Source organism: Blautia sp. OM07-19 (assembly GCF_003481595.1).
In the GTDB taxonomy this organism is placed as follows: domain Bacteria; phylum Bacillota; class Clostridia; order Lachnospirales; family Lachnospiraceae; genus Blautia_A; species Blautia_A intestinihominis.
Map to the genome: position 1 here is coordinate 41,609 of NZ_QULA01000015.1, position 23,199 is coordinate 64,807.

Consider the following 23,199-nt stretch of genomic DNA (forward strand, 5'->3'; position numbering starts at 1 on the left):
TCTTATCATTGTATTCTCTATTATTCTAACAATCTATTCTTTATTTTTTTTGCAGGTGTTCCTGCAATAATAATATTGGACTCTTCAAAATTTTTTGTCACAACAGAATTAGCCCCTATAATATTGTTGTTTCCTATTTTGACATCTCCACATACTACTGCATTTGTAAATAATGTAACATGATTTCCAAGTCTTGGTTCTCTTTCGCCACCACCATTTGATACAATTGCAGAATTTACAAATAGCCTTGCATCTTCACCAACATCTCCATTAGTTATAATAGAGCCTAAGTGGACTATACATAACCCCTTTCCACAACTGTTCAATCTAACTTTCATACCATATTTAAATCTTAATCTATTTAATTTGACCAAGCTCAAATAGTACATCCATTTTTTTCCAGTATTAAGGTAATATTCCGTTTTTCTAAGTCTTTTTTGATACTTAAAAATAGCATCGTTTTCCGTTAGCGGAAATACCCCCCCCCACTAATGTTCTCTTTGGATATTTCGCACCTTCATATTTAATCCATTCTTTCAAATCCGATGCAGAACTAATTATCTCATGTTCCCATACGGTTGAAGTATCTCTTGCGTATGTTTCATTCATTTCTATGTTCATTATTTACTTCCTCCATGCAAAATAGTATCAATCCCGTCTATATAAATCCCTTGTATATACTTTATCTTTCACATCATCTAAACAGTCATTATATCTATTTGCAATGATTGCCTGACTCTGCTCCTTAAATTTATCCAAATCATTCACAACCTTACTTCCAAAGAAAGTGCTTCCATCTTCCAATGTTGGCTCATAAATAATAACAGATGCTCCTTTAGCCTTGATTCTCTTCATAACTCCCTGTATAGAAGACTGGCGGAAATTATCTGAATTTGATTTCATAGTAAGACGATATACACCAATCACAACCTCTTTTTCCATAGAAGCATCATAAGTATTTTCATCATCATAAGCATAATACCCTGCTTTCTGTAAAACACGATCTGCTATGAAATCTTTCCTGGTTCTATTTGATTCAACAATAGCAGACATCATATTCTGTGGAACATCTTCATAATTAGCCAAAAGCTGTTTAGTATCCTTTGGTAAGCAATAACCACCATATCCAAATGACGGATTATTATAATGTGATCCAATTCTTGGATCAAGACACACACCGTTAATGATCTGCTGTGTGTTCAACCCTTTCATTTCGGCATATGTGTCAAGCTCATTAAAATATGATACTCTGAGAGCCAGATATGTATTAGCAAATAACTTCACTGCTTCCGCTTCTGTAAATCCCATAATCAAAGTATCAATATTCTCTTTAATAGCACCTTCCTGTAATAATCCGGCAAATGTATTCGCAGCCTTTACAAGTCTAGCATTTTGAATATCCGTTCCCACAATAATTCTTGACGGATATAGATTATCGTACAATGCCTTAGATTCACGCAAAAACTCAGGGCTAAAAATAATATTGTCACAATGAAATTTTTCTCTAATACTTGCTGTATATCCTACTGGAATTGTCGATTTTATAACCATAATCGCATCTGGATTATATTCAATAACCAACTTGATCACAGCTTCTACTGCTGATGTATCAAAGAAATTTTTCTTACTGTCATAATTTGTGGGAGCAGCAATAACTACAAAGTCCGCATCTTTATACGCTGATTTTGCATCTAATGTTGCCGTTAGATGCAATTTCTTCTCTGACAGATATTTTTCAATATATTCATCCTGAATTGGAGATTTTTTTTGGTTTATTAATTCTACTTTTTCTGGAATAATATCTACTGCCATCACTTCATGGTGTTGCGATAACAAAGTAGCTATGGATAATCCCACATATCCAGTTCCTGCAACTGCAATTTTCATATTCGCATACCTCCTGCTTTACACTTCTGTTTCTACTGAATTTTAGACTATATCATAAAATTCCTTTAAAATGGACGTTCCATTTTCTAAAATTTCTTTTGTCTTTTTATAATAATTTTCTGCAGTATTTTCTACATAATACGGATTAATTATTTTTTCATTTTTCCCGGTAATCTCTTTCATTGCCTGACCGATCATACTACTGTCGCAAGTGACATCAATAACACTGTTACCATGTACTCGTCCTCTTTGTCTATCTCCAATATTAATTGTATACCTTCCTAATGACGGTGTTTCAATAATTCCAGATGACGAATTTCCTATTAATGCCACAGAATTTTTTACTAAATATAAAAACGAATCTACATTCAAGTTTTCATAATAATACGCATTTTCATGTTCATCCACATAATTGAGCCATGAAGAACGTATGATATCAGATTTTGTATCTGCATTCGTCCCCATAAAAATAACACTCATTCCATTCATATTTTCCTGCAATGCAGTCAATACTTCTTTCACCTGATCTTCCATTTTCACATCAGTTAGTGTTTCGGGATGAAAAGCTACAACCCAATATTTTTGTGGAATAAGTTCTTTTACTTTTTCAATTACTTTCTCTTCATCTATCTTGCAACAATTTTCTGCCCCTAATGCCCCAAGATAAAATACTCTTTTAGGATCTTCTCCCAACTGTATTACACGTTTTCTATATTCTTCTGTACTGGTAAAATGATACTGACTCATTTTGGTAATAGAATGACGTATAAATTCATCATAATTGCCATATGTAACTTCCCCACCATGTAAATGCAAAATTGGGATTCTTTGCATAGCTGCTGCAATCGCAACCGCCATCATTTCATATCTATCTCCAAGTATAATTAATAAATCAAATTTATTATTTTCAAAATAATTTCCAAAACAATCTAAAGCTGTTGCCATGCAATGCATCACATTCGCATTACTGTCATTCTCTATATTTAGCGGAATCTCCAAATCGATTTTAAATCCATCCTGTCGTATTATATCTACAGAGTGACCAAACTTATCTTCTAAATGTGAGCCTGTAACCAATACTGAAAACTCAATATCTTTGTCATTATCTAATAATCTTAAAAAATTTTTTACTATTCCATAATCTGCTCTTGAACCAGTCGCATACGCTACTCTATACTTTCCCATACTAACCTTCTTTTACTGATTTATAATAGTTTCGGCAATTTTAAAATCAAGTTCTGTATCTATATCTATACTGCGCTCTGCCGGCATTTTATATGCGTAACAATCTTCTCTATACAGATTTGTATTTTCCAAAAAAGCCTTCACATCTGCCATATAAATTGCCCCATTTATCCTATAAAACGTTTCTAATTTCTGTCTTTGTTTATTACTGTCTGCCCGCAAAAATCCGGATAACGAATTATTTTCTGGTAAAGTATTACTCCACAATGGCGAATGCTCCATTTCACAAACTGATACAACCGCTATTGCATCTTTCTCTTTAAATAATTCATAAGCTTTTTTTATATCTTCGTACTTTCGCAATGGAGATGTTGGCTGTAAAAGCGTAAATGTATCAAATACAATTCCCATCTCCTGATATTTTTTCAATACTTCTTTTACAACATCCCATGATGACGCTACATCTGATGCATTTTCTTCTGATCGGTAAAAAGGTACTTCTGCTCCATATTGTATTGCAATCTCGCCATATCTTTCAGAATCCGTAGAAACCAATATGTGTGAATAAATCTCTGATTTCTTCGCTGCTTCTATGCTATATGCAATTAACGGTTTTCCATTTAATAATTTTATATTTTTATCTTTCAAGCCTTTCGAACCGCTTCTTGCAGGTATTATTGCTAAATTATTCATCTTCTCTATTCACTCCTTTACAAGAAATCAATTCATCTATTTCAAAATCTTTTTCAGCTTCTTTCCCCAACACCTCATACCAATGAATCGGAGAAATTCCATTTCCTGGTCTTTTACAAGTGATATTCTCTTCGGAAAACATTTCGCCTCTCATGATTTTTCTTTTTGCTACAATAGATTTTCTTGCAACGAATATATTGCTTCGTTCAGATTCAGTCACTTCTTTCGTTTCATTTCCAAGCATAATTTCAGCTTTATGCACACCTACACACAATTCTTTTAGTTCTTCTGGTGTAATAGACGCTTTATGATCAGGTCCTGGCATAGCTTTATCTAAAGTAAAATGTTTTTCGATAAATTTAGCTCCCAATCCAACAGCCACAAGAGAAGCAACAATTCCTTCTGAATGATCTGAAAGTCCGATTTTCCAATCTGGTGCTAATTCTTGAAGCTTATTCATGGCAAGCAAATTCATATCTTCCGGCTCTGTTGGATATTGTGTATTACAATGTAATACCGTAAAACTTGTGTCTTTACTTTGTTGCAAAACATTTATTGCATATTTAACTTCATCAATTGTAGACATTCCTGTCGATAGAATTACTTGTTTATTTTGACATTCAATTGCTGCTACCCTCTGTAAATAAGGAAGATTTGTAATCTCTCCTGATGGTACTTTCCATATATTCTGACCGATTTTTTGCAAAAATGAAAAAGATTCAAAATCAAATGGCGTAGAAAAAATCTGAATATCTAAAGTAGAAGCATACTGTACCAATTCCAAGTATTCAGTTTCCGTTAATGCCAATTTTTTTAACATATCTAGCTGTGAACCATTTCCATCATTTTTTTTCTGATATTCGGCTTTAGGGGCATATCTTGAAACAAGATTTTCTGGCACAAAACTTTGGAATTTAACTGCATCTGCTCCAGCTTCTTTCGCTTTTTTCATCATTTTTTTTGCCAATTCAACACTTCCATTATGATTGCAGCCAATCTCTGCAACAATTTGAATATCACTCATTTCTAATCTCTCCTCTTTATAACTCTAGCAGGTACACCTACTACAGTTACTTTCTCCGGTATATCTTTAATAATCACACTACCTGAACCAATAATTGCATTGGAACCGATTTTCAATTGACCGTTACACACAGATGAACTGCCCAAAAAAACACTATTTCCTACAATTACATTTCCATTTATGACAGAATTTGTTGATAAATGATTGTGATCACCCACTTTACATTCGTGTTCAATCAAAGCCTTTGTATTTATAACATTATTATTTCCTATCTCTGCATCAGCATTTATTACTGCCATTTTACCTACAAAATTCCCTATTCCCATTTTTGCACTGGCCGATATAATTGCTGAAGAATCAATAATATTGATTATGTTCAATCTTCGTTCTCTAATTCTGTCAAACCATAACTTACGGTATCCAACATCTCCAATAGAAACAAAATAACTATATTTTTCACAATTTGGAATATCTTCAAGTCCCGTACCCAAGATTGGTAATCCCATATGCATACCTTTTTTGTTGCTATCTATGAATCCACATAATTCATATTCTGATTTATTAATTGAATCTGCAACTGACTTTGCATGTCCACCAGCTCCTATTAAAATCAGTTTTTTCATCTAAAATCACCTCAAATCTATTTTCTAAGATACTCTCTCAGTTTATTCCAATTTTTTATACCTATTTTAACAAATGATGACACTATTCTTTTATTCATTTTTTACATATGTACATGTGGCTATCAATATAAACTTTTCCATTTAATCCACTCACTTTTATTCTATAAAATCGTTCTTTATTTTATCAAAAATTTCCTTACCCTCAAGACAAGATTGTGAAAAATAAATTTGTGAAACAAATTCCATACCATATCTCATTTCCAAAATATTTTTTATATCTCTTATCCTTTTTGATACAGCTTTACTATCCTCAATCATGTATTCTGGTTCATCTAACGTAAACTGTATAAGTTTTCCTGCTTGATTAAGCTTTATGCCCCCCCCCACGAATAATGGACTCTGTAATCTATATCTGTGTACACTTTTTATATTAACCATTAAATCCAATTCGGATAATTTTTCAATTTCAGGCACAATACAACAAAAAGTATCTCCCGTTTCAATTAACCATTCTTGTATTTGTAAATATGCATTATAGACTTTTTTCAAAAAATCTGCCGATATTTTCTTTTGTAAATACCAATCCAAATTACCTGGATTTTTGCTTTTTCTCTTCAAAACTCGAACATTTATTTTATGTTGATCTGTATATAAATTCATCCCCATTCTATGATTACCATCGAGAAGCCTCATATCCTTATCTACTATAAATAAAGAATTCGGATCATATCCTTTGCTTTGATATGATGTAATTAATTTTGAGAAAGCCATGTTCCCATCTTCCTCCCGATGTTTATTACCATATGCTGCCCTACTAACCGTATTTTGCCATACAAATGTTTGTTTATTATATTCTACATAATCCTTTATATCCAAATACCTCGTAGTAGCTAGAAACTGATTATGTTCTACATTTCTTCTTAAATTCATTATATCTCCAATAGAAGCACTACATGACTGAGCCGTTCTACTATCATATAAATCTACCAACATCTTTTTTATACTAAACATTTTAATTTTCTCCTCCCAATACTTTCCATTTTATACGATTCAAAATAGTTGGTTTTGCATACTTTTCTGTCCAGAAATGAATATTCGCATTTGACTTTTCTAACTTCTTTTCAAAACTCTTCTGAAAAGTATTTCGTGGCGCTGGTAATATAATTCTTGGATTATTACGAATTATTTCTTGGCTATCTACATTTCTAATTAAAAAGTATTTTTCTACTTCATTAAAAATTTTTTTTCCTTTTTCAGTCAACACTAATACTGCCGAACACCCAAGACTATCTGTAAATTCGGGACATACTTTTTCCATTCCCCACGCATCTCCTATCAATAGATCACTCATAATATTCTGTCCCTTATATTCGCAACTCAAACATCTATTTCTTTCAAACAAACCATCTGTAAAGCATTTCAAAAAGTAACCATCATTTTTTCTAAACGTTATATGTTCAGTTCCATTCTTAAATTGAAACTTCAATCCATAATTTAAGCATCCTTTTGTTTTATCTCTCATAGACACTTTAATAATTGAACTTTCACTCATTCTTTCTTCTTCAGCTAAATATTTTTTCCATATTTTACGTTCTATAGATCCATGACATACAACTGCCAGCGTAATTAATTTATCACTTTTAACACACTTTTTTACTGCTGCAACTTGACATGGGACTCCTGAAAAAAGTACTATTTTTCCCTTTTCTACAATCTGCTTGATTTTCACTATGCAATCATTTAAATCACTTTTCACATATTTTGATCCCATCATTTTTTTGCAAATTTCTATCTCATTAGAAACAATATGTTTGGGCATAAACTCGTCATCATATATACAACCACAAACATATCCGTCCATTTCTAATACTTTTTGTGCTATTTGAAAAAAAACACCGCCTGACGAACTTACTTTTCTGATTTCATTGTTTTTGTTTTTAACTATATATCCCTCAATACAATTCAGTTCTTCTATATCTTCAGGTTTATTCAATTCAATACATACTCTTTCACATCTATTGCAATTAATACACTTTTGCAAATCAATTTCTGGATGTATGTTTTCATCAAATGATATTGCTTTGGTTGGACAAGCTTCTGCACATGCTGAACAAGAGTAACATTTTTCTTTAAAATCAAAATTTATCATATTATTTAAAACACTCACTTAAAGGAACTATTTCTGCACCATCTTTAATTACATAATTATATATTTGTTTAATTAACTTTTTCGCTTTTTCATCTGTATTTAATTGCCAATAATGAGTATATATAACAAATGGCACTTTTCTTGCTTTGCAAATATGGTACTCATAAATCAGCCGTTCATAATTATCTATTGTGTATGCATTCAGTTCTTTATGCTTTCCATAGTTCATAATACCTGGATACTGTACTTTTTTTACTATCCTAAATCCCCAACGAATTATAAAATTATATATATATCTTAAATTTACTTTTCTATCTCTCACCCCAATAATGCCAGAGTAATTCATTTGAAGATCTTCTAATACTGAAATAGCTTTTTTATCAATACTATTATTAGGTGCAACAAATACTGATATATTCATACCTAACAATTTCTCTAAATGTTTTTTTCCTTTCGGTATTTCCTCTTTTAATTGACTACTACTTTTCCATTTCATTTCAGCAAGCCATTTGTTTTCACTTAGCTGATATTCATGTGAATAGCCATGTAACAATATATCAACTTTTCCCTGTTTATATTTTTCCTTTAAATATTCTAATAATTCTGTATTTTCAGCTATATCATAATATCCCATTCCAATTTCTTTTCCATATGGAAACACATCATCTCTATGAACTGGAACCGTATACGGCACAACTGAAAGAGATACACAATCATCCTCATTTAAAAAATCATATGCTCTTTGTAAATCTTTAGGTTTTGTAAAATATGATGTATCATCATCCCGAATAGCAACTTTCATTTTTTATCCTTTCGTCATCTCGAATAACATGTTTTCTAAATACTCAATCGAATCCCTTCTCTGTTCCTCCAAAATCGGAATCACATTTTTGTAATCTATAGAAATATCTTCTGCAGTCAAATTATCCATATTATGAATTATTCTATTTGATAATCCAAAGATATTTAAAGCACTATATAATCTGGAATTTTCAGATGATTCCTCTGAATCACTGCTTTTACAAAAAGAGAAAAAATTTCTTTGGAAATTTATCGAAAACATAGTTCCATGAAATGAATCTGTACAAATTAAAGCAGCCCCTCTTATCAATGATAAAAATTCTTTAGGACCTCCCCATACTTTTTTATAATCATTATTTTCCATTTCTAAATATGCTGCCGGAAGACTTATTATTTTCCAATTTGTTAATTTTTGTATCTTTTCTACAGCCCTTCTATGTTCTGATTTTTCTCCCAAAAAATAAACCAAAATATATGGCTCTTTAGGTATCTCAAACTCGCAATATTTTCCCCACTCTTTAGCAGATAATAACAATGTTGGATCTAATACACATTTAACTTCTTTTTGTGTAATACGGCTTAACAATTGCGCTCCATCCTGCTCTCTGCATGATAAAAAGGAAAAATTAGATAATTTTTTTCTATATTCCTTTTCTTTCTCGTCAGATAATGATTTTACCGCTAAGCTCGGACCATAACTGCCTTTTTTCGATTTGTTTTCAACAAATGGCAAAAAAAATGCTTCCGGCGAGTTCGCAACAAAAGGATTCCAAGTCTGGTCACTACCTACTACATATCCATCATATACTGGTGGATTTTCCATTAACTGCTGTGTAGTTGTATATTTCTTTTTTCCTACATGCAAATATGTTTTATAAAACTGTTCAAATAATTCATTCTTTTCCTTTATTTTTTCTCTCGAATCAGCCAACGCTCGATATTTTTTTCTTTCTTTAATATACACTGGCATTCTTTTTATTCTTAATTTAAGCATTTCATATCTTGATAGAGAATTATCTTGTTTAAAATCTATTAACTCTGCCTGATAGCCTAGTTGTTCTACCTTTTCCTGCAAGGCAAGAGCCTGCAGCATTGTACCGTAATTATAATAATGATGATATGTAATTATTCCTATTGTTTTCATAATTTATTTCTCCTAACGATGTAAATATTTTGCTAACATTATTTTTCCTTTTCTCATTATATTAATTATCAATTTTCTATTAGCAGCAATCAAAGCAACAAGAATGATTAATTGTATTATTACAGGCACTATAGTAAATCCACCTAAACAGACTATGAATTGTACAACTAACAAGATATACATTATTGTATGTTTTAGAAAATTCACTCGTATATGTATATACCTTTTACTTCTTTGTAATCTAACTAGCCAAATAACAATGTTAGACACAAGTGTTGCAACTGCAGCACCCATTACACCAATATAAGACACTAATACAAAATTTAATATGGTATTTACGACTGCACCTATCATAGTTGAATATGAGAATATTTTAGTATCTTTTACTGCTGTAAAAATGCTCCCTAAAAAGCCAGCCAAACCACCAAAGACGAAAGAAATCATCAATGGAGGAACATATTTCCATGCTACAAAAAAGCTCTTTGCATATAAAATATGTGCAAATGGAATAGTTAATATAATTAACATTGAACAACACAAAACTAAAAAACCATTATATGCCTCATACATATCAGCAACAAAATGATCACTATCTTCTGGATCAAAATCTTTTATGGCTGATAACTGCCATGCCTGCGTAAATATATCACTACATGCAGTCAGCATAGTCGGTATTTTATATGATACCGTATAAATTCCATTCGCAGTTGCACCTAAAATCCATGTAACAATATATCTATCCGATGAACTATTAATCCACCAACCAATTTTATTAAAAATTAACGGAAACCCAAATTTTTGCAATTCCTTAACTGTAGTTTTATTTACTTTATTAAACTTAATGTGTTTATGTATTTTCAGTCGTACAGATCCCCAAGCTACAGCCATAAAGGTTCCCAGGTAATTAGCTATTAAATATCCATTTAACCCACACTTCAGCACAACCAACAAAACAACATTTAATACACATGATGCTATTGTGGTAATCAAACTCATTTCAACCATATATTGTACTTTATCAATACCTCTGGCATAATTAGTCAGTACATTATACAGCCCTGTAGACAATACCATTAAATAAAATGCGACTAAATATGATGTATTAATTTTAAAGAAAGGAAGTATTCCTATTATAATTGTACAAATAGCACATAATACCATTCCTTTCAGGCAAACAAATAACCCGCTTGATATTACTTCATCGGATTCATACTCTTTATCAAAGCAAAATCTTAATATTGCACTTTCGATGCAAAGGATAACGATTGGTAATACCAAATTGGCAGAAGTACTTACTATGTCCCCGATTCCATAGTCTGCTGTAGATAAACAATTAGTATATAAAGGAACCATAAGGAATGCTATTATCTTAGGACCAAAACTACTTATCCCAAATAAAATAAAATTTTTCGATAAATATTTATATTTCTTATTCATATGAATTGCTCGTTACTCCTTGACCCAACGTCACTCTAATAAATGATGTCCTTTCTACTGAGCATAACATCACCGCAAATTGCGTTACGAAAAGACTATTCCAAAATACCGATTGACCAAATATTGAAATGATACATGTTAAAACATAACATTTACTATATAAATCTGATTCTTTCCATATATTCCAAAAAAGTTTCAAATATAAAAGCAATCCAAATACACCGTAAATTAACATACAATTTCCAATAGCATTAACAAAGCCCAAATATGAAAGATTAAGACTTAATTTATATTTACTTAATGCCACTTCTCCAGAACGCATATAATTCTCTACATTCATATATGGTATTCCTAATACTTTATAGATCAAAGGCGCAGCCCAAAACAATTGAAATCCCAACACAAGCCTAACTGAATTAGATGTATTTGTAACCGAAATATTCATCAACTTATTTAATGCCGTTGAAAAAATACTCAAGTTTGAAAATGCTCCTATACCTATTATCAAAACACCTACTATCATTAACGAATTAAAATATTTCCCTTCGCTTCTGGCACTTACAAACGAATAAAACAGCCATATTACTCCGGTCATTAATATTCCCGTTGAAGATGTCGATAATAAAATGCTTATCGAAATAAATACCATCCAAATATGCTTTTTTCTTTTCATACACATACATAAAAGCGGTAATATCCATGTACAGTATGCTGCCGGTTCTAAAAAGAAAGAATGTGGTCTATCATAACCCAATAAATAATTTTCGCTATTTGACTGCAAAAATGGAAATATATTAATTGTAGACACTGATTGTCCCAATATATATACCTGGAAAGATTGGTAAAAAATTCCAGCCATAACAATGATTCCTATAATTTCCCAGACCCTAAATAAATTTTCCTCATCAACTTTTTTATATATACACGATAATATTAATAAGTATAAAACTCTCTCTACCCAGAGTCCTGTATTAAATCCAGTTATAAACATCCTGAAAAAATCATGCACTATCATAAATAAGAAGAAGATAAATAAAGGTTTATATAAATAAAATTCTCTATACTTTATAAAATAAATAGCTACAACAGCAATTACACAAATTAACCCTAAATGAAGACCTGCAATTTCATACTGATTGATCAGGCAAAACAATGGGATAAAAATTTCCATCAAACTTATCTTCTTTTTTCGTCTATTATTTATTCCTTCATTCATTATTTTCCCTCACATCAATAATCTTTCTAAGGCTTTGACTACGCCATGACCTCTTTGTACCAATTCACATATTTTTCAGACATAATATCAATCGAAAACATATTACCGATTTCAATAATCTCTTCATATTTCCAATTTTTATCCAATGCTATCTTTAATGTATCTGTAACTGATTCATTACTTCTATCCTTTACTTTTAACATTGCCTCCGGATAATATAAATCCTGTGTTGCATCTAAATCCTCAAAGGTAACGCATGGTACTCCATGCATATATCCCTCAACAATAGGCAAGCCAAATCCATCATTTAAACTCAAAAATAAATTTACATCACAGAATTTCCAAAAAATATCCATTCGATCATTAAATCCGCCTAAAATAACATTTTTATGTAATTGATATTCCGCAATTTTTTTTCGGACTTCTCCATTATCTACTTCTCTTCCCCAAAGCACCAACAGGATATTTTCAAATACTTTTGTATTTTTTAATATTTCTACTGCTTGCATTTGATTTTTGTTTTTGGTTATATTTCCCACGAAAAAGAGAATTTTCTTACCATTTTTTTTGCTATACTGCAAATAAGCATATGTATCACTCAACTTTGGATATAAATCATTCTGCTTCAAACAATCGCTATAATATTCTTGAAACTTTTCTTGCGTTAAAGTGCCTTCTTCTCGAATAAACTTTGTATCATTTTCGTCGCTTTTTTTCGTTCCATTCGTGATAACAGTGATATTATTTGCTTTTTTTCCTAAATACTTTTCTTCTATTCTGGCTTTCATACCACTACTAATCACACTAATTGGTATATTATTTTTTTCTGCTTTTATTAAAAAATCACGTTCTATCTGCTTTTCGTATGCCGGTGCAGAAACTGAATCATTCAAACCAATTAAACCATGTAAAGTAACTGTATACCTTACTTTCATTTCCTCACAAATTCTAATATAGCTTTCTGTAATAGTTCCTATACCATGTATATGAACTATGTCCGGTTTTTCCTTTTGAATTTGTTTTCTAACATATCCGCCATCCACTTCATAAAAAACATGTCTGGCTTTATCTTTTACTGTAACACCATTCGCAAAAAATGCTTTTATTCCTATTAACCAATCCTTTAATTTTGCATTAGAAAAGAACTGTCCCCATGTATGAGAAAGGATTTTAAAATTCTTTTCATTTTTTCCCTTTGTAATAACTCGTGTTAATAAAACAACATTTTCTAATTCAGCCACTGAACTTACTATATTTTGAACCATTATTCCAAATCCAGTCTTATTTTTAGTAAATTCAATTATATTGTCATCATATATATACGGAGCAATAATCATTACTTTCATTTATATCGTCACCTAAAAAAATTTGTTTTCTGATTTCAATTCATAATAATGTTGTTCGTTTCTCATTTTAAATACTTTCGCCGGATGTCCTCCTGCAATTGAACATGATGGAATATCCGATACAACAACGCTTCCAGCTTGAATAATAGCCCCTTCACCAATTTTAACCCCTTGTAAAATTGTAACATTTTGCCCAAGCCAAACATTATCTTCTATCACGACATCACCGTCTATAGTCGTTTCGTCATAAGGAATAGATTTTCCCTCATAGTTATGATTAGAGGTTAATATCAATATTCCTCCTCCTGAATGAAAATTATTTCCAATAGTAACATTTCCATTTCCTGTAACTTTCATCCCATTAAAATGACAATTATCTCCGATATAAGTCTTAGATGTAAATTTACTCCAATGGTTTATATGTAATCCCTTTCCATATTGCTTGGCTGTTTTTTTACATAGATTTGTATAAAAACCTGTTCGTATTTTTTTTATAATTTTTCCTATCATACGCTTTTCTCCAATACTTCTGATAAAAGTCTATGTTCCTTATAAAGACAAACATATCCCAATTCTTTCAATTTGTTAAAATTTTCAGGATTACTCATATTATCTATTATTATTGGAATTGAATTGCATAATGCCTGATTCAATACCGTTGAATAAAGCGAAATTGCAGCACCAGATTGTAATAAAGATTGCTCTATCGAAGTTTGGGTTGTATCCTCTACATCTGCAAAAGTAAATATCTTTTTAACAATATCCATATTAGAATATCTCGGATGTGGACGTATTGAAATTTTATTTCCACTCTTATATAACTGTTCCAATATTTTTGATATTTCCTTTAATACCTCTTCCGATTCTGCACCTAAATAATATGTATAATCATATTTCTGTGTTCTGATCAGCTCTCCATCGAATTTCAAAGAAGCCGGAACTTCAACAACAAACTGATTTTTATCTGCCTTCATAGAAGCTAATATTTTTCCATAGTATTCATCCCAAATATAGCATTCATCAAATTTAAAGAACGAATCTCTCATATAGTACATTTTTTCTCCATGCATGACATCTATATGCTTGATATTTCTTTGTTTACAGTAAGCTGTCAGTACTGAAGACGTAAAAGAGTATTCCGCACAAACCGCTATTGCTTCAGGTGAATATTCTTCAATGGCAAAACTATATCTTCCAATTTTAATCAAACATTTTAAAATAAACTGCCAAGAAAATGGATATCTACATATTATTCCTTTTATAAACTTTTTATCTTTTGCAGTTAATAAAGTTCCTTCTACCGGATTACTTTCAATTGCTTTATACCTTTTTTTCAAAGACTTTGGCAAAATGTTTTCCGGTTTACCATCTCTAAAAAATACCAAGTTTTTATGCTCTAGCCGATTCACCTGAACCTTTTTTCCATATTTGAACCAGTAGAGAATCGCCACTGGAAATGAAACCAGATTTAACAAAAAAGTGATTCCTTTTCCATTAAACTGCATCTGACACTTATACTGAAAATACGATCTTTCAATCTCATCTCGTGGATTTCCTAATTTAGCAATGTATTTTTTTTGTTTACTGACATCATATGAGAATAATGCGTCTTGCCTTCTTTCCAAAAGAACAGCCATTTTACGCAGCATATCATTCAAACCCATAATTAACTCACCTTTTTAACGTACCGCACCTTTTTCCAGCATCCATAAATTAAATTTTGTAAAGTCAAAAATAACGATGCAATACTATTCTTATTATCTGCTTCCTTGAATAACTTATAGTGCCACTTTACTAATTTTAAATAGCCATGATTAGATATTGATCCTGACCGTTTTCTATACTGTGCCAGCACTTTATCATAATGATAACAGTTTGCCTTTTTGATTACTTTCAGCCACATGGCATAATCGTTATTCTTTTTAATATCTGCAATCTGTATTTTGCCAATCTTCTCCGCATCATACATTACGGTCAAACACCCCGGCCAACAATAACGATACATTCCCATTTTCGTAATCTTCTTAGGTCCGGTTACTTTCACTCCATTCGTCACATTATTTTCATCAATTTCTTCATAACTAGTATATGAAAAAGAGTATTTATTTTTTTTCATATACTTTATTTGTTCTTCCAGCTTAGTCGGATACCATAAATCATCACTGTCCAAAAATGCAATCCACTTACCCTTTGCATTTTTTAATGCTTTATTTCTTGATACAGCAGCACCAGAATTTTTTTTGTTTTTTAAATAAATAATTCGGTCATCATCATACTTCGATACAATCTCATCTGTATTATCAGTTGAACAATCATCAACTATCAACAGTTCCCAATTTTTGTATGTTTGCTCTAATACAGATTCTATTGTCTTACTAATAAATTTCGCAGTATTATATGAGGGCATTATTATTGAAACTAACTCGTTCATTACTTCAATCCTTTTAGTAGTTCTTTTGCTTCGTTCTGTTTTTTATCGTATTCTTCTTTACTTATCTGTTTTGTTTGGAGAAGATAATCCCCATAATCTGCAGCAGTTACACTACCTTCTTCTGTAATTCCCTCCTGCTTAATAAATGCTTTTTCAACAGTTTTAAAAAGAATTTTTAAATCACGCCTAAAAGAAACATGTTCTATATACTCCAAGTCATACTGCAATTTTCTATCCCATGAAATTGCATTTCTGCCACTTATCTGTGCAAGCCCAGACAATCCAGGTTTTGCAGTATGACGCATTCTTTGTTCTTCTGACATAAACACCATATCTCGAACTAACTGCGGACGTGGCCCTATCAGTGTCATCGTGCCATTTAAAATGCAAAATGCTTCTGGCAGTTCATCCAAAGAGGTAGATCTAAGCCATGCACCAAATTTTGTCAGACGCACTTCATCGGGCAGCAAGTTTCCCTCTGCATCTTTCTTATCTGTCATAGTCCGAAATTTATACATTTTAAAAATTCGTTCTTTTCCCGTTTTCGGATCAATCAGTCCAGGTCTATATTGAGTAAACAACACTGGACTTCCCAGTTTGATTCGAACCAGCAGAGCGATGATTGCATACAGCCAACAGAATACAATAATTGCCAATCCAGAGCAAAAAATATCAATCGCTCTTTTTATGTATCTTTCGTAAAATCCCATTTTACGGTACAATTTATGATTTTTTTCTTTCTTCATAAATCTCTCCTAAAACACTTCCTTATTCAAAGCAAGCCTTTATTACTTTAATAATTCTATCCTGCTGCTCTGCTGTCATTTTATTGTCACTTGGCAGACATAATCCTCTTGTAAAAATATCCATACCTACATCAGCTACTCCGCCTGCAATATACGCATTTGATCTGGCACGTCCGTTTCCATCTCTGACAACAAATGGATTCAAACGATAAATCGGCTGCATATGCATTGGTTTCCAAATTGGACGCCCCTCAGCATTAATAGATGCAATTGCTTCCAGAATCTCTGTCGGGCAAGACTTTCCTGTTTCTTTTACATAGCACACATCCTGCTCGCCACGAACCTGTTTGCACATGGCTTCCTTATTAATAATCAGACAAGACAGCCAATAGTTTGGTTCAGAATTTTCCAGATCCATCGGATTCATAGATACTGGCAGTCCTTTTAATCCCTCTTTATATCTCTCATAAATTGCTTTCTTCTGTGCAATATGTTCGTTCAAATAAGGGAACTGACCACGCACTACACCAGCAACTACATTACTCATACGATAGTTGTATCCAAGTTCTTCATGCTGATACCATGCAGCATTTTCTCTTGCCTGTGTAGACCATTTACGAACTTTATTTGCAGCCTCCTCATCGTCTGTCAGGAAGCAACCACCAGCACTTCCAGTAATAATCTTATTTCCATTGAAAGAAATAGTATTATACTTTCCAAATGTACCAGTCTGTACCCCTTTATATGTAGCACCCATAGATTCTGCTGCATCTTCTACTAAAACGGCACCATGCTTTTTAATGATTGCATTTAACTCATCTACTTTACCCGGAGTTCCATAAAGGTGCGCAACAACCACAACCTTTGTATCCGGATAAATTTCAAATGCTTTTTCTAATGCAACCGGATCCATATTCCAGGTATCATACTCTGTATCAATAAATACTGGCTCTCCACCTTCATAAACTACCGGATTTACGGTTGCATCAAATGTCATATCAGAGCAGAATACTTTCTTTCCCTCTAATGCACCATGCCCAACTTTTGGCATACCATATGCTTCAATACCCGCCAGTTTCATTGCCAGATGCAAGGACGCTGTTCCTGCTGATAATGCAACTGCGTATTTGCAGCCGATATATTCACATGCCATTCTTTCTACTTCATTGATATTCTTACCAACTGTGGACATCCAGTTTGTTTCATACGCTTCTTTCACATATTCAATTTCCGGACCATGCATGGTTGGGCTGCTCAACCATACTTTAGACTCAAATTTTTCAAATTTATTATTTACTTTAAACATAACTTTCTACCTCTTTTCGCCTAATCTCATTTTTTCAGAATGTATTAACTTGTTATTAAGCAATCTCTTTATTTACGTCTTCCGGTCTTTTAAATGTTGGAACAACACTTCGGAGAGCTTCTTTTGCAATCAGATCATCACCTGTATCACATGCATCTCTAAGTACATTAATCTTTTTATAGATTTCTTCTTTACTCAGTGCATTATCTCTTTCAATGAAAATCATACTGTTGTCTGTTTTATCGAGTTCTTCTGTCTTAACTAACAGTTCCTCATACAACTTTTCTCCTGGCCTTAATCCAGTTTCAACAATTTCTATTCCCTGTACACCGGACAGACGAATCATATTTTCTGCCAGATCCATAATCTTTACCGGCTGTCCCATATCCAGAACGAACAGCTCTCCATTATTGGCAATTGCACCGCTCTGAAGTACAAGCTGTGATGCTTCCGGAATTGTCATAAAATATCTGATGATTCGTTTATCTGTAACTGTAACCGGTCCGCCATTAGCGATCTGGCGTTTAAATAACGGAATAACTGATCCGGCACTGCCAAGTACATTTCCAAAACGTGTTGCACTATATTTTACTTTTCCGTGTGTACTTGCACTCTGGACAATCATCTCGCACATTCTCTTAGTTGCGCCCATAACATTTGTAGGATTAACTGCTTTATCTGTTGATACCATCATAAAGCGTTCTGCACCATACTCCTCACAAAGCTCCACCAGATTCTGTGTACCAAATACATTGTTGTAAATAGCTTCTACACAGTTATGCTCCATCAAAGGAACATGCTTATGAGCGGCTGCATTGATAATGATCTGCGGATGATATTTTTCAAATACTTTTTCCAGTGCTTTTCTATGAGTAATAGAGCAAATTTCAATCTGTAAATCCAGTTTATTTCCATAGGCAATCTTCAATTCCTGCTGAACATCATATGCACCATTCTCATAAATATCTAAGATAATGATTTTCTTCGGATTCATCTTTGCCAACTGTCTGCAAAGTTCTGATCCAATGGAACCGCCACCGCCAGTAATAAGTACTATCTTGTCTTTGTAGTAAGCATTTGTTCTTTCGTCAGAAACTACTAATGGTTTTCTAAACAGAAGTTCTTCAATATCAAATTCTCTAAGATGCCTCTTTCCACCTGCAGTATACATGGTCGGATAATCATAAACTTTCAACTTATATCCTGCATTTTTGTAATATTCATAAAGAGCTTTTTTCTTATCTGCATCCATTGATGGGATTGCAAAAATAATCTCCTGTACTTCAAACTCCCCTAATTTCTGAAAAGTAGCTTCATCTTCTGACCATACCGGGATACCATGTATTTCACGTCCAACTTTTTCTTTATTGACATCAATGAACCCTCTCGGTATATATGCCGCCTCTGAGTTATTTAAAAGATCTTCTGCAAGACCGACGCCAACTCGTCCGGCACCTATAATAGCAACTTTAATTTTCTGTACTTCCTTTTCATTTCCAGCTTCCATACCGGAAAACAGACGTAATAATATAGAAAGAATTTTTCCTCCAACTGTTTTCTGATTTCCGCATTTATATGCGTAGCGATACATCATACGCAATGCTAAAGCACCTAACAGATTCAAACTTGCTAAAGAAAGCATTCTGGCAAATGTAATTTTTTGAACTGGAAGCATAAGTTCCAGACACAGATACACTATAAAAGCGATAGTGTCGGTAAATAACAGACGGATATAGCACTGGATTCCACCATATCTCCATACCTGTCCATAGATTTTACCCAAAAGACGTGCTGCAAAAATACACAGTGCAGATAAGCATACTTGTTGAAGTATCCCCGTAGACGATAACTTATCCATTCCACCATAAATAACCAGTAGTATAATTGCTACTACTGCATATACGATCAGGTCATACCCGACCAACATCCATCGTATATTCGGCGTACTATTCTGTTGTGTACGTTTTAATTCCCTGTTATTTTCATTCGTTTTATTCATTGTGTACCCCCCCCACGAAAATCGGGAAGGTTTCATCCTTTCATATATTAATTTTCATTTATCTTCTTTACTGTTTCTCCAGTGGTGTAAATAAAACTGTTCCCTGTTCTGTTTCAGTTCCTATATTTAATGCACTGGTGCTTTTTACAATTGTTCCAGACTTCAATGTGCAGCCATCTCCAACTAGACAATATGGCTCTATCACAGAATTAGCTCCAATTACTGCTGCCTGCCCAATAGTATTTCCACAGCCGACAACAGCTCTTGGTTCAACAATACAGCCAGGCATTAAATTAGCTGATGGAGAAATAGTAGAATCCATATGAAATAAAACTGGAATATTGTAAAGTGCCTCCAATTTCTTGTTCCACTCAAGCCTTTCTACTCCATCGTCACATGCAGCTATTGCACAGTTATATTCCGGATAAAAACTTTCCACATCCTCCAGTTTTCCAATAGCTCCTTCTCTGTCATTATCTACAAAAGCGATTTCCTCAAAGCAACCCATTGACTCTGCTATCTCTTTTACATAATCTCCATATCTTTTAGAGGCTACAATTAATAATTTTCTTCCCATTTTCAACACACTCCTCATAATTATTTGTTTTTATTAGGTAAGTTCTTTAACACGACGACTAGCCTGTGAATGTTCTTTTTAAAGAGCATCCGCAGGCTAGGTCAAACCTCCTTATCATAATTTTTCAGCTTACAGTGTGGGTCAAAATAAGCATCCAAGAAACCATTCTTTTATATTTGTTCCCCCGCTCAATCGACACAACACAAAGAAAAATTATCATAACAAAATTCGACTAAGCCAGCGAAACCCCTGTAAAATCAAGGTTTTTCTTGGTTGTTCCTATTATACCGCTATCTCCCTTAAGGACATTCCAGAACTGCGGAAATTCATCCAGAGAAGTCTTGCGGATAAAGTTTCCAATTCCTTTCGGATTGCCGTTTTTGTCTTTTTTCTCACTGCCGATGATACGTGGATCATAGTCCATCTTGAACATGAAGCCATCCATCTTGTTCTGGCTCATCAACTCTGCCTTGCGGGCCTCAGCGTCCATATACATGCTTCGGAATTTATAAATCTTGAAACGTTTACCATTCTTACCGATACGAACCTGTGAGAAGAAAATCGGACCAGGTGATTTAATGTAGATCATAGGACCAATAATAACGATCAGTAATAATGTAGCCAGACAGCCGACAATTCCTCCTGTGATATCCAGAACTCGTTTATAGAACATCTGCTTCGGTGAAATTGTGTTGATACTGGAAGTGACGACTGTATAATCTCCGATTTTTTCTACAAATTTCTTACCGCTCAGAGACTGCTCTACAGAACCAAGGCTTAAGTGTACGGTTAATCCCATAGTGACGATCTCATCGATCAGCTTTCTCGGGTAGGGCTGTGTATCTGTAACTTTTACAAATACTTCATCTACCCACTCACGGCAGAGATAATCCTGAACCGTATCAATGTTACCAATGACAGGAATTCCATTGAATATATCCCCTTTGAAGCTGTCGTCCATAAAAGCGATTCCTGTGATTGTAAAATCCTGAATTGGTCCACTCAGCATCCTCTGAATTGTAACTTCTACCTCATCAGATGCCACCACCAACACCATAGACCGTTTGCGCTTATCTGTAAGATTTCTCCTAAGCACGCATTTCTTCCATAAAATTCTTACAATGTAGGCAATAGCCAGATAAATGCCTGCTGTAATAAAGAAAACGATTCTGGAAAAATCTCCTGACTGCTGTGTAACAAAAAGATATGCCATGGACAACAGCATCACCATGCCAACATGCTTTACAGTTTTGGTAAATTCACCGTAGTATCCTCTTTTGAGAATGCCCTGATACGACTGGCTGAAAAAGACCACTACGATCTGGCATAAAATAAAGCTGATTGCCTCACTGCGATACAACGGATCTGCATACAGATTACCGCCTCCCTGCCGGAGAAAATAGGCAATAATGAACGCAATCTGCAGACAAATGACATCCAGAAGAATAAAATCCCAGTGTTTCAGCCACCCCTGTGCTGCTTTCTTATACATATGTGCTCCACTCCACTTTTGATTTATTCGTATATATAATATACCTACTTAATCAAAATTCGTCAACCCAAAAGCTACGTTGATTCGGCACAAAACGGCACCGTTTTTGACACTATCGTGATTATTTTAATAAATATTAAAGAATTTCTACCTTAAAACTTATTTTGCAGCCCTGCCAATCACAAGAACACTGGAAAATGAGCCGGGTCAAAAAACACAATGTCTGAACCATTCTAAACTTCCCTGTCTAAAGCCAAATGCAGTCTGATCCAGCAAAACTACTATCTACTTGATCATTGGGGCATTTTCTTCTATCATACGCAAAAGCAGACTATAAAAATGACTGCTGGCACCAGAATGATAATTCCTTCCCATATATGCTGGGCGATTATTTTGATCTGTTGAGTCAGAGGGAAATTTTCGCTCAGATATTCTTTAAGTTTTTTGGCCTCTTCCCGATCTGTCATTTCACCCAGGTCTTGTCTGTAATGACACAGGCGTATATTGTTTTTCTTGCATTTCTGTTTCAATGTGCGAAAGAAATCCACTTCCGATCTGTATTCAGCCTTTGATATAACTTCTTCATATTCCCTGCGTTTCTCCGCTACATTATCATCTGTAAGTTCTCTTTTTCTGGCTTTCACCTCATTCATAATTCGTTCAGCTGCCTGAATCCTTTCGGAATATTTGGCATTTGTAATAATCAGCGAATATGTCAGTACAACAATCGACAATATTATATTGAAATAGCTTGATAATTTCTCATCGAACACTTCTGGAAAAAACACTGCTGTAAGCGAATAAACAATCAGGGCAATGCTGTAATAGGTAATTACAAAGTTTGAGAAGCTTTTCTTTTGCTGTAGTCTCTTCAGCATATTTGAGTAATTACTCTGTGTGGTGTTCATGATATCATACATTTTATTTTTGTCGTTATAGTCTTTTATTTCCTGCATACGCGTTTCTCCTTTGTTTCTTCCTTCTGGTGTAATTGCTTCCTGAATATATTTATTCCGGCATGTGAATCTGTTACTAATTCCCGATATTTGCTATCTGTCTGGCATCATAACGATACTTGTAAACAATCGTACTATGCTTCTTAAACCATACGTTGCATACATAACCTTCAATATATTATGCGTT

The 23,199-nt window shown here is 33.4% G+C and carries 23 protein-coding genes; all 23 read right to left on the reverse strand.

Annotation, left to right across the window (positions count from 1 at the left end; translation table 11 throughout):
• Positions 1 to 20: 20 nt before the first annotated feature.
• Positions 21 to 389: a hypothetical protein gene (locus DXC01_RS11415; protein WP_055282561.1), complete on the reverse strand. Its 369-nt coding sequence runs from the start codon at positions 387 to 389 to the stop codon at positions 21 to 23.
• Positions 390 to 444: 55 nt separating this feature from the next.
• Positions 445 to 621 carry a hypothetical protein gene (locus DXC01_RS20130; protein WP_155515210.1) on the reverse strand — a complete coding sequence of 59 codons (177 nt, stop codon included), beginning with the start codon at positions 619 to 621 and terminating at the stop codon, positions 445 to 447.
• A gap of 27 nt (positions 622 to 648) precedes the next feature.
• Entirely contained in the window at positions 649 to 1,887 is a 1,239-nt protein-coding gene (locus DXC01_RS11420; protein WP_055282563.1) for a nucleotide sugar dehydrogenase, read from the reverse strand.
• 42 nt (positions 1,888 to 1,929) lie between these two features.
• Positions 1,930 to 3,072: a UDP-N-acetylglucosamine 2-epimerase gene (neuC, locus tag DXC01_RS11425; protein WP_055282566.1), complete on the reverse strand. Its 1,143-nt coding sequence runs from the start codon at positions 3,070 to 3,072 to the stop codon at positions 1,930 to 1,932.
• Between the two features lie 12 nt (positions 3,073 to 3,084).
• Positions 3,085 to 3,765: an acylneuraminate cytidylyltransferase family protein gene (locus DXC01_RS11430; protein ID WP_055282569.1), complete on the reverse strand. Its 681-nt coding sequence runs from the start codon at positions 3,763 to 3,765 to the stop codon at positions 3,085 to 3,087.
• On the reverse strand, positions 3,758 to 4,789 hold the full coding sequence (gene neuB / locus DXC01_RS11435; protein WP_055282571.1) for an N-acetylneuraminate synthase: 1,032 nt from the start codon (positions 4,787 to 4,789) through the stop codon (positions 3,758 to 3,760). Before neuB ends, DXC01_RS11430 begins: the two co-directional genes overlap by 8 nt.
• Before the next feature lie 2 nt (positions 4,790 to 4,791).
• Entirely contained in the window at positions 4,792 to 5,412 is a 621-nt protein-coding gene (locus DXC01_RS11440; RefSeq protein WP_055282573.1) for an acetyltransferase, read from the reverse strand.
• A gap of 156 nt (positions 5,413 to 5,568) precedes the next feature.
• A complete protein-coding gene (locus tag DXC01_RS11445) occupies positions 5,569 to 6,423 on the reverse strand; it encodes a hypothetical protein (protein WP_117650450.1) in 855 nt (284 codons plus the stop codon).
• Position 6,424: 1 nt separating this feature from the next.
• Positions 6,425 to 7,561 (reverse strand): Coenzyme F420 hydrogenase/dehydrogenase, beta subunit C-terminal domain, encoded by a 1,137-nt coding sequence (locus DXC01_RS11450; RefSeq protein WP_117650451.1) that lies wholly within the window; start codon positions 7,559 to 7,561, stop codon positions 6,425 to 6,427.
• Position 7,562: 1 nt separating this feature from the next.
• Positions 7,563 to 8,363 carry a DUF2334 domain-containing protein gene (locus DXC01_RS11455; RefSeq protein ID WP_055282578.1) on the reverse strand — a complete coding sequence of 267 codons (801 nt, stop codon included), beginning with the start codon at positions 8,361 to 8,363 and terminating at the stop codon, positions 7,563 to 7,565.
• A gap of 3 nt (positions 8,364 to 8,366) precedes the next feature.
• Positions 8,367 to 9,506: a polysaccharide pyruvyl transferase family protein gene (locus DXC01_RS11460; RefSeq protein ID WP_055282580.1), complete on the reverse strand. Its 1,140-nt coding sequence runs from the start codon at positions 9,504 to 9,506 to the stop codon at positions 8,367 to 8,369.
• A gap of 12 nt (positions 9,507 to 9,518) precedes the next feature.
• Positions 9,519 to 10,943: a lipopolysaccharide biosynthesis protein gene (locus tag DXC01_RS11465; protein ID WP_118698941.1), complete on the reverse strand. Its 1,425-nt coding sequence runs from the start codon at positions 10,941 to 10,943 to the stop codon at positions 9,519 to 9,521.
• Positions 10,936 to 12,159 carry a hypothetical protein gene (locus DXC01_RS11470; RefSeq protein WP_117650453.1) on the reverse strand — a complete coding sequence of 408 codons (1,224 nt, stop codon included), beginning with the start codon at positions 12,157 to 12,159 and terminating at the stop codon, positions 10,936 to 10,938. The genes DXC01_RS11465 and DXC01_RS11470 overlap by 8 nt, the downstream gene beginning before the upstream one ends.
• A gap of 38 nt (positions 12,160 to 12,197) precedes the next feature.
• The gene (locus DXC01_RS11475; RefSeq protein ID WP_117650454.1) at positions 12,198 to 13,505 is read right to left on the reverse strand and encodes a glycosyltransferase family 4 protein; all 1,308 of its coding nucleotides are present in this window, start codon (positions 13,503 to 13,505) and stop codon (positions 12,198 to 12,200) included.
• Between the two features lie 12 nt (positions 13,506 to 13,517).
• Entirely contained in the window at positions 13,518 to 14,015 is a 498-nt protein-coding gene (locus DXC01_RS11480; RefSeq protein ID WP_055282588.1) for an acyltransferase, read from the reverse strand.
• Positions 14,012 to 15,169 carry a hypothetical protein gene (locus tag DXC01_RS11485; protein ID WP_117650455.1) on the reverse strand — a complete coding sequence of 386 codons (1,158 nt, stop codon included), beginning with the start codon at positions 15,167 to 15,169 and terminating at the stop codon, positions 14,012 to 14,014. The genes DXC01_RS11480 and DXC01_RS11485 overlap by 4 nt, the downstream gene beginning before the upstream one ends.
• Positions 15,170 to 15,171: 2 nt before the next feature.
• A complete protein-coding gene (locus DXC01_RS11490) occupies positions 15,172 to 15,936 on the reverse strand; it encodes a glycosyltransferase family 2 protein (protein WP_117650456.1) in 765 nt (254 codons plus the stop codon).
• A complete protein-coding gene (locus DXC01_RS11495) occupies positions 15,936 to 16,682 on the reverse strand; it encodes a sugar transferase (RefSeq protein ID WP_055282594.1) in 747 nt (248 codons plus the stop codon). The genes DXC01_RS11490 and DXC01_RS11495 overlap by 1 nt, the downstream gene beginning before the upstream one ends.
• A gap of 22 nt (positions 16,683 to 16,704) precedes the next feature.
• Positions 16,705 to 17,988 (reverse strand): DegT/DnrJ/EryC1/StrS family aminotransferase, encoded by a 1,284-nt coding sequence (locus DXC01_RS11500; RefSeq protein ID WP_118698942.1) that lies wholly within the window; start codon positions 17,986 to 17,988, stop codon positions 16,705 to 16,707.
• Between the two features lie 55 nt (positions 17,989 to 18,043).
• Complete coding sequence (locus DXC01_RS11505) at positions 18,044 to 19,987, reverse strand: polysaccharide biosynthesis protein (protein WP_117650458.1); 1,944 nt, start codon at positions 19,985 to 19,987, stop codon at positions 18,044 to 18,046.
• 67 nt (positions 19,988 to 20,054) lie between these two features.
• Positions 20,055 to 20,564 (reverse strand): PglB, encoded by a 510-nt coding sequence (locus tag DXC01_RS11510; protein WP_158583631.1) that lies wholly within the window; start codon positions 20,562 to 20,564, stop codon positions 20,055 to 20,057.
• 232 nt (positions 20,565 to 20,796) lie between these two features.
• Positions 20,797 to 22,056 (reverse strand): sugar transferase, encoded by a 1,260-nt coding sequence (locus DXC01_RS11515; protein WP_118698943.1) that lies wholly within the window; start codon positions 22,054 to 22,056, stop codon positions 20,797 to 20,799.
• A 314-nt stretch (positions 22,057 to 22,370) separates the two neighbouring features.
• The gene (locus DXC01_RS11520) at positions 22,371 to 23,012 is read right to left on the reverse strand and encodes an SLATT domain-containing protein (protein WP_118698944.1); all 642 of its coding nucleotides are present in this window, start codon (positions 23,010 to 23,012) and stop codon (positions 22,371 to 22,373) included.
• Positions 23,013 to 23,199: the final 187 nt, after the last annotated feature.

Bases quoted from the DNA above. Each gene is read 5' to 3' on its own strand.
- DXC01_RS11505 (WP_117650458.1), bottom strand. From the start codon at position 19,987: ATGAATAAAACGAATGAAAATAACAGGGAATTAAAACGTACACAACAG.
- DXC01_RS11490 (WP_117650456.1), bottom strand. From the start codon at position 15,936: ATGAACGAGTTAGTTTCAATAATAATGCCCTCATATAATACTGCGAAA.
- DXC01_RS11485 (WP_117650455.1), bottom strand. From the start codon at position 15,169: ATGGGTTTGAATGATATGCTGCGTAAAATGGCTGTTCTTTTGGAAAGA.
- DXC01_RS11455 (WP_055282578.1), bottom strand. From the start codon at position 8,363: ATGAAAGTTGCTATTCGGGATGATGATACATCATATTTTACAAAACCT.
- DXC01_RS11495 (WP_055282594.1), bottom strand. From the start codon at position 16,682: ATGAAGAAAGAAAAAAATCATAAATTGTACCGTAAAATGGGATTTTAC.
- DXC01_RS11420 (WP_055282563.1), bottom strand. From the start codon at position 1,887: ATGAAAATTGCAGTTGCAGGAACTGGATATGTGGGATTATCCATAGCT.
- DXC01_RS11520 (WP_118698944.1), bottom strand. From the start codon at position 23,012: ATGCAGGAAATAAAAGACTATAACGACAAAAATAAAATGTATGATATC.
- DXC01_RS11450 (WP_117650451.1), bottom strand. From the start codon at position 7,561: ATGATAAATTTTGATTTTAAAGAAAAATGTTACTCTTGTTCAGCATGT.
- DXC01_RS11440 (WP_055282573.1), bottom strand. From the start codon at position 5,412: ATGAAAAAACTGATTTTAATAGGAGCTGGTGGACATGCAAAGTCAGTT.
- DXC01_RS11460 (WP_055282580.1), bottom strand. From the start codon at position 9,506: ATGAAAACAATAGGAATAATTACATATCATCATTATTATAATTACGGT.
- neuC (WP_055282566.1), bottom strand. From the start codon at position 3,072: ATGGGAAAGTATAGAGTAGCGTATGCGACTGGTTCAAGAGCAGATTAT.
- DXC01_RS11465 (WP_118698941.1), bottom strand. From the start codon at position 10,943: ATGAATAAGAAATATAAATATTTATCGAAAAATTTTATTTTATTTGGG.
- DXC01_RS11510 (WP_158583631.1), bottom strand. From the start codon at position 20,564: ATGGGAAGAAAATTATTAATTGTAGCCTCTAAAAGATATGGAGATTAT.
- DXC01_RS11500 (WP_118698942.1), bottom strand. From the start codon at position 17,988: ATGTTTAAAGTAAATAATAAATTTGAAAAATTTGAGTCTAAAGTATGG.
- DXC01_RS11415 (WP_055282561.1), bottom strand. From the start codon at position 389: ATGTACTATTTGAGCTTGGTCAAATTAAATAGATTAAGATTTAAATAT.
- DXC01_RS11430 (WP_055282569.1), bottom strand. From the start codon at position 3,765: ATGAATAATTTAGCAATAATACCTGCAAGAAGCGGTTCGAAAGGCTTG.
- DXC01_RS11480 (WP_055282588.1), bottom strand. From the start codon at position 14,015: ATGATAGGAAAAATTATAAAAAAAATACGAACAGGTTTTTATACAAAT.
- DXC01_RS11475 (WP_117650454.1), bottom strand. From the start codon at position 13,505: ATGAAAGTAATGATTATTGCTCCGTATATATATGATGACAATATAATT.
- neuB (WP_055282571.1), bottom strand. From the start codon at position 4,789: ATGAGTGATATTCAAATTGTTGCAGAGATTGGCTGCAATCATAATGGA.
- DXC01_RS11470 (WP_117650453.1), bottom strand. From the start codon at position 12,159: ATGAATGAAGGAATAAATAATAGACGAAAAAAGAAGATAAGTTTGATG.
- DXC01_RS11515 (WP_118698943.1), bottom strand. From the start codon at position 22,056: ATGTATAAGAAAGCAGCACAGGGGTGGCTGAAACACTGGGATTTTATT.
- DXC01_RS20130 (WP_155515210.1), bottom strand. From the start codon at position 621: ATGAACATAGAAATGAATGAAACATACGCAAGAGATACTTCAACCGTA.
- DXC01_RS11445 (WP_117650450.1), bottom strand. From the start codon at position 6,423: ATGTTTAGTATAAAAAAGATGTTGGTAGATTTATATGATAGTAGAACG.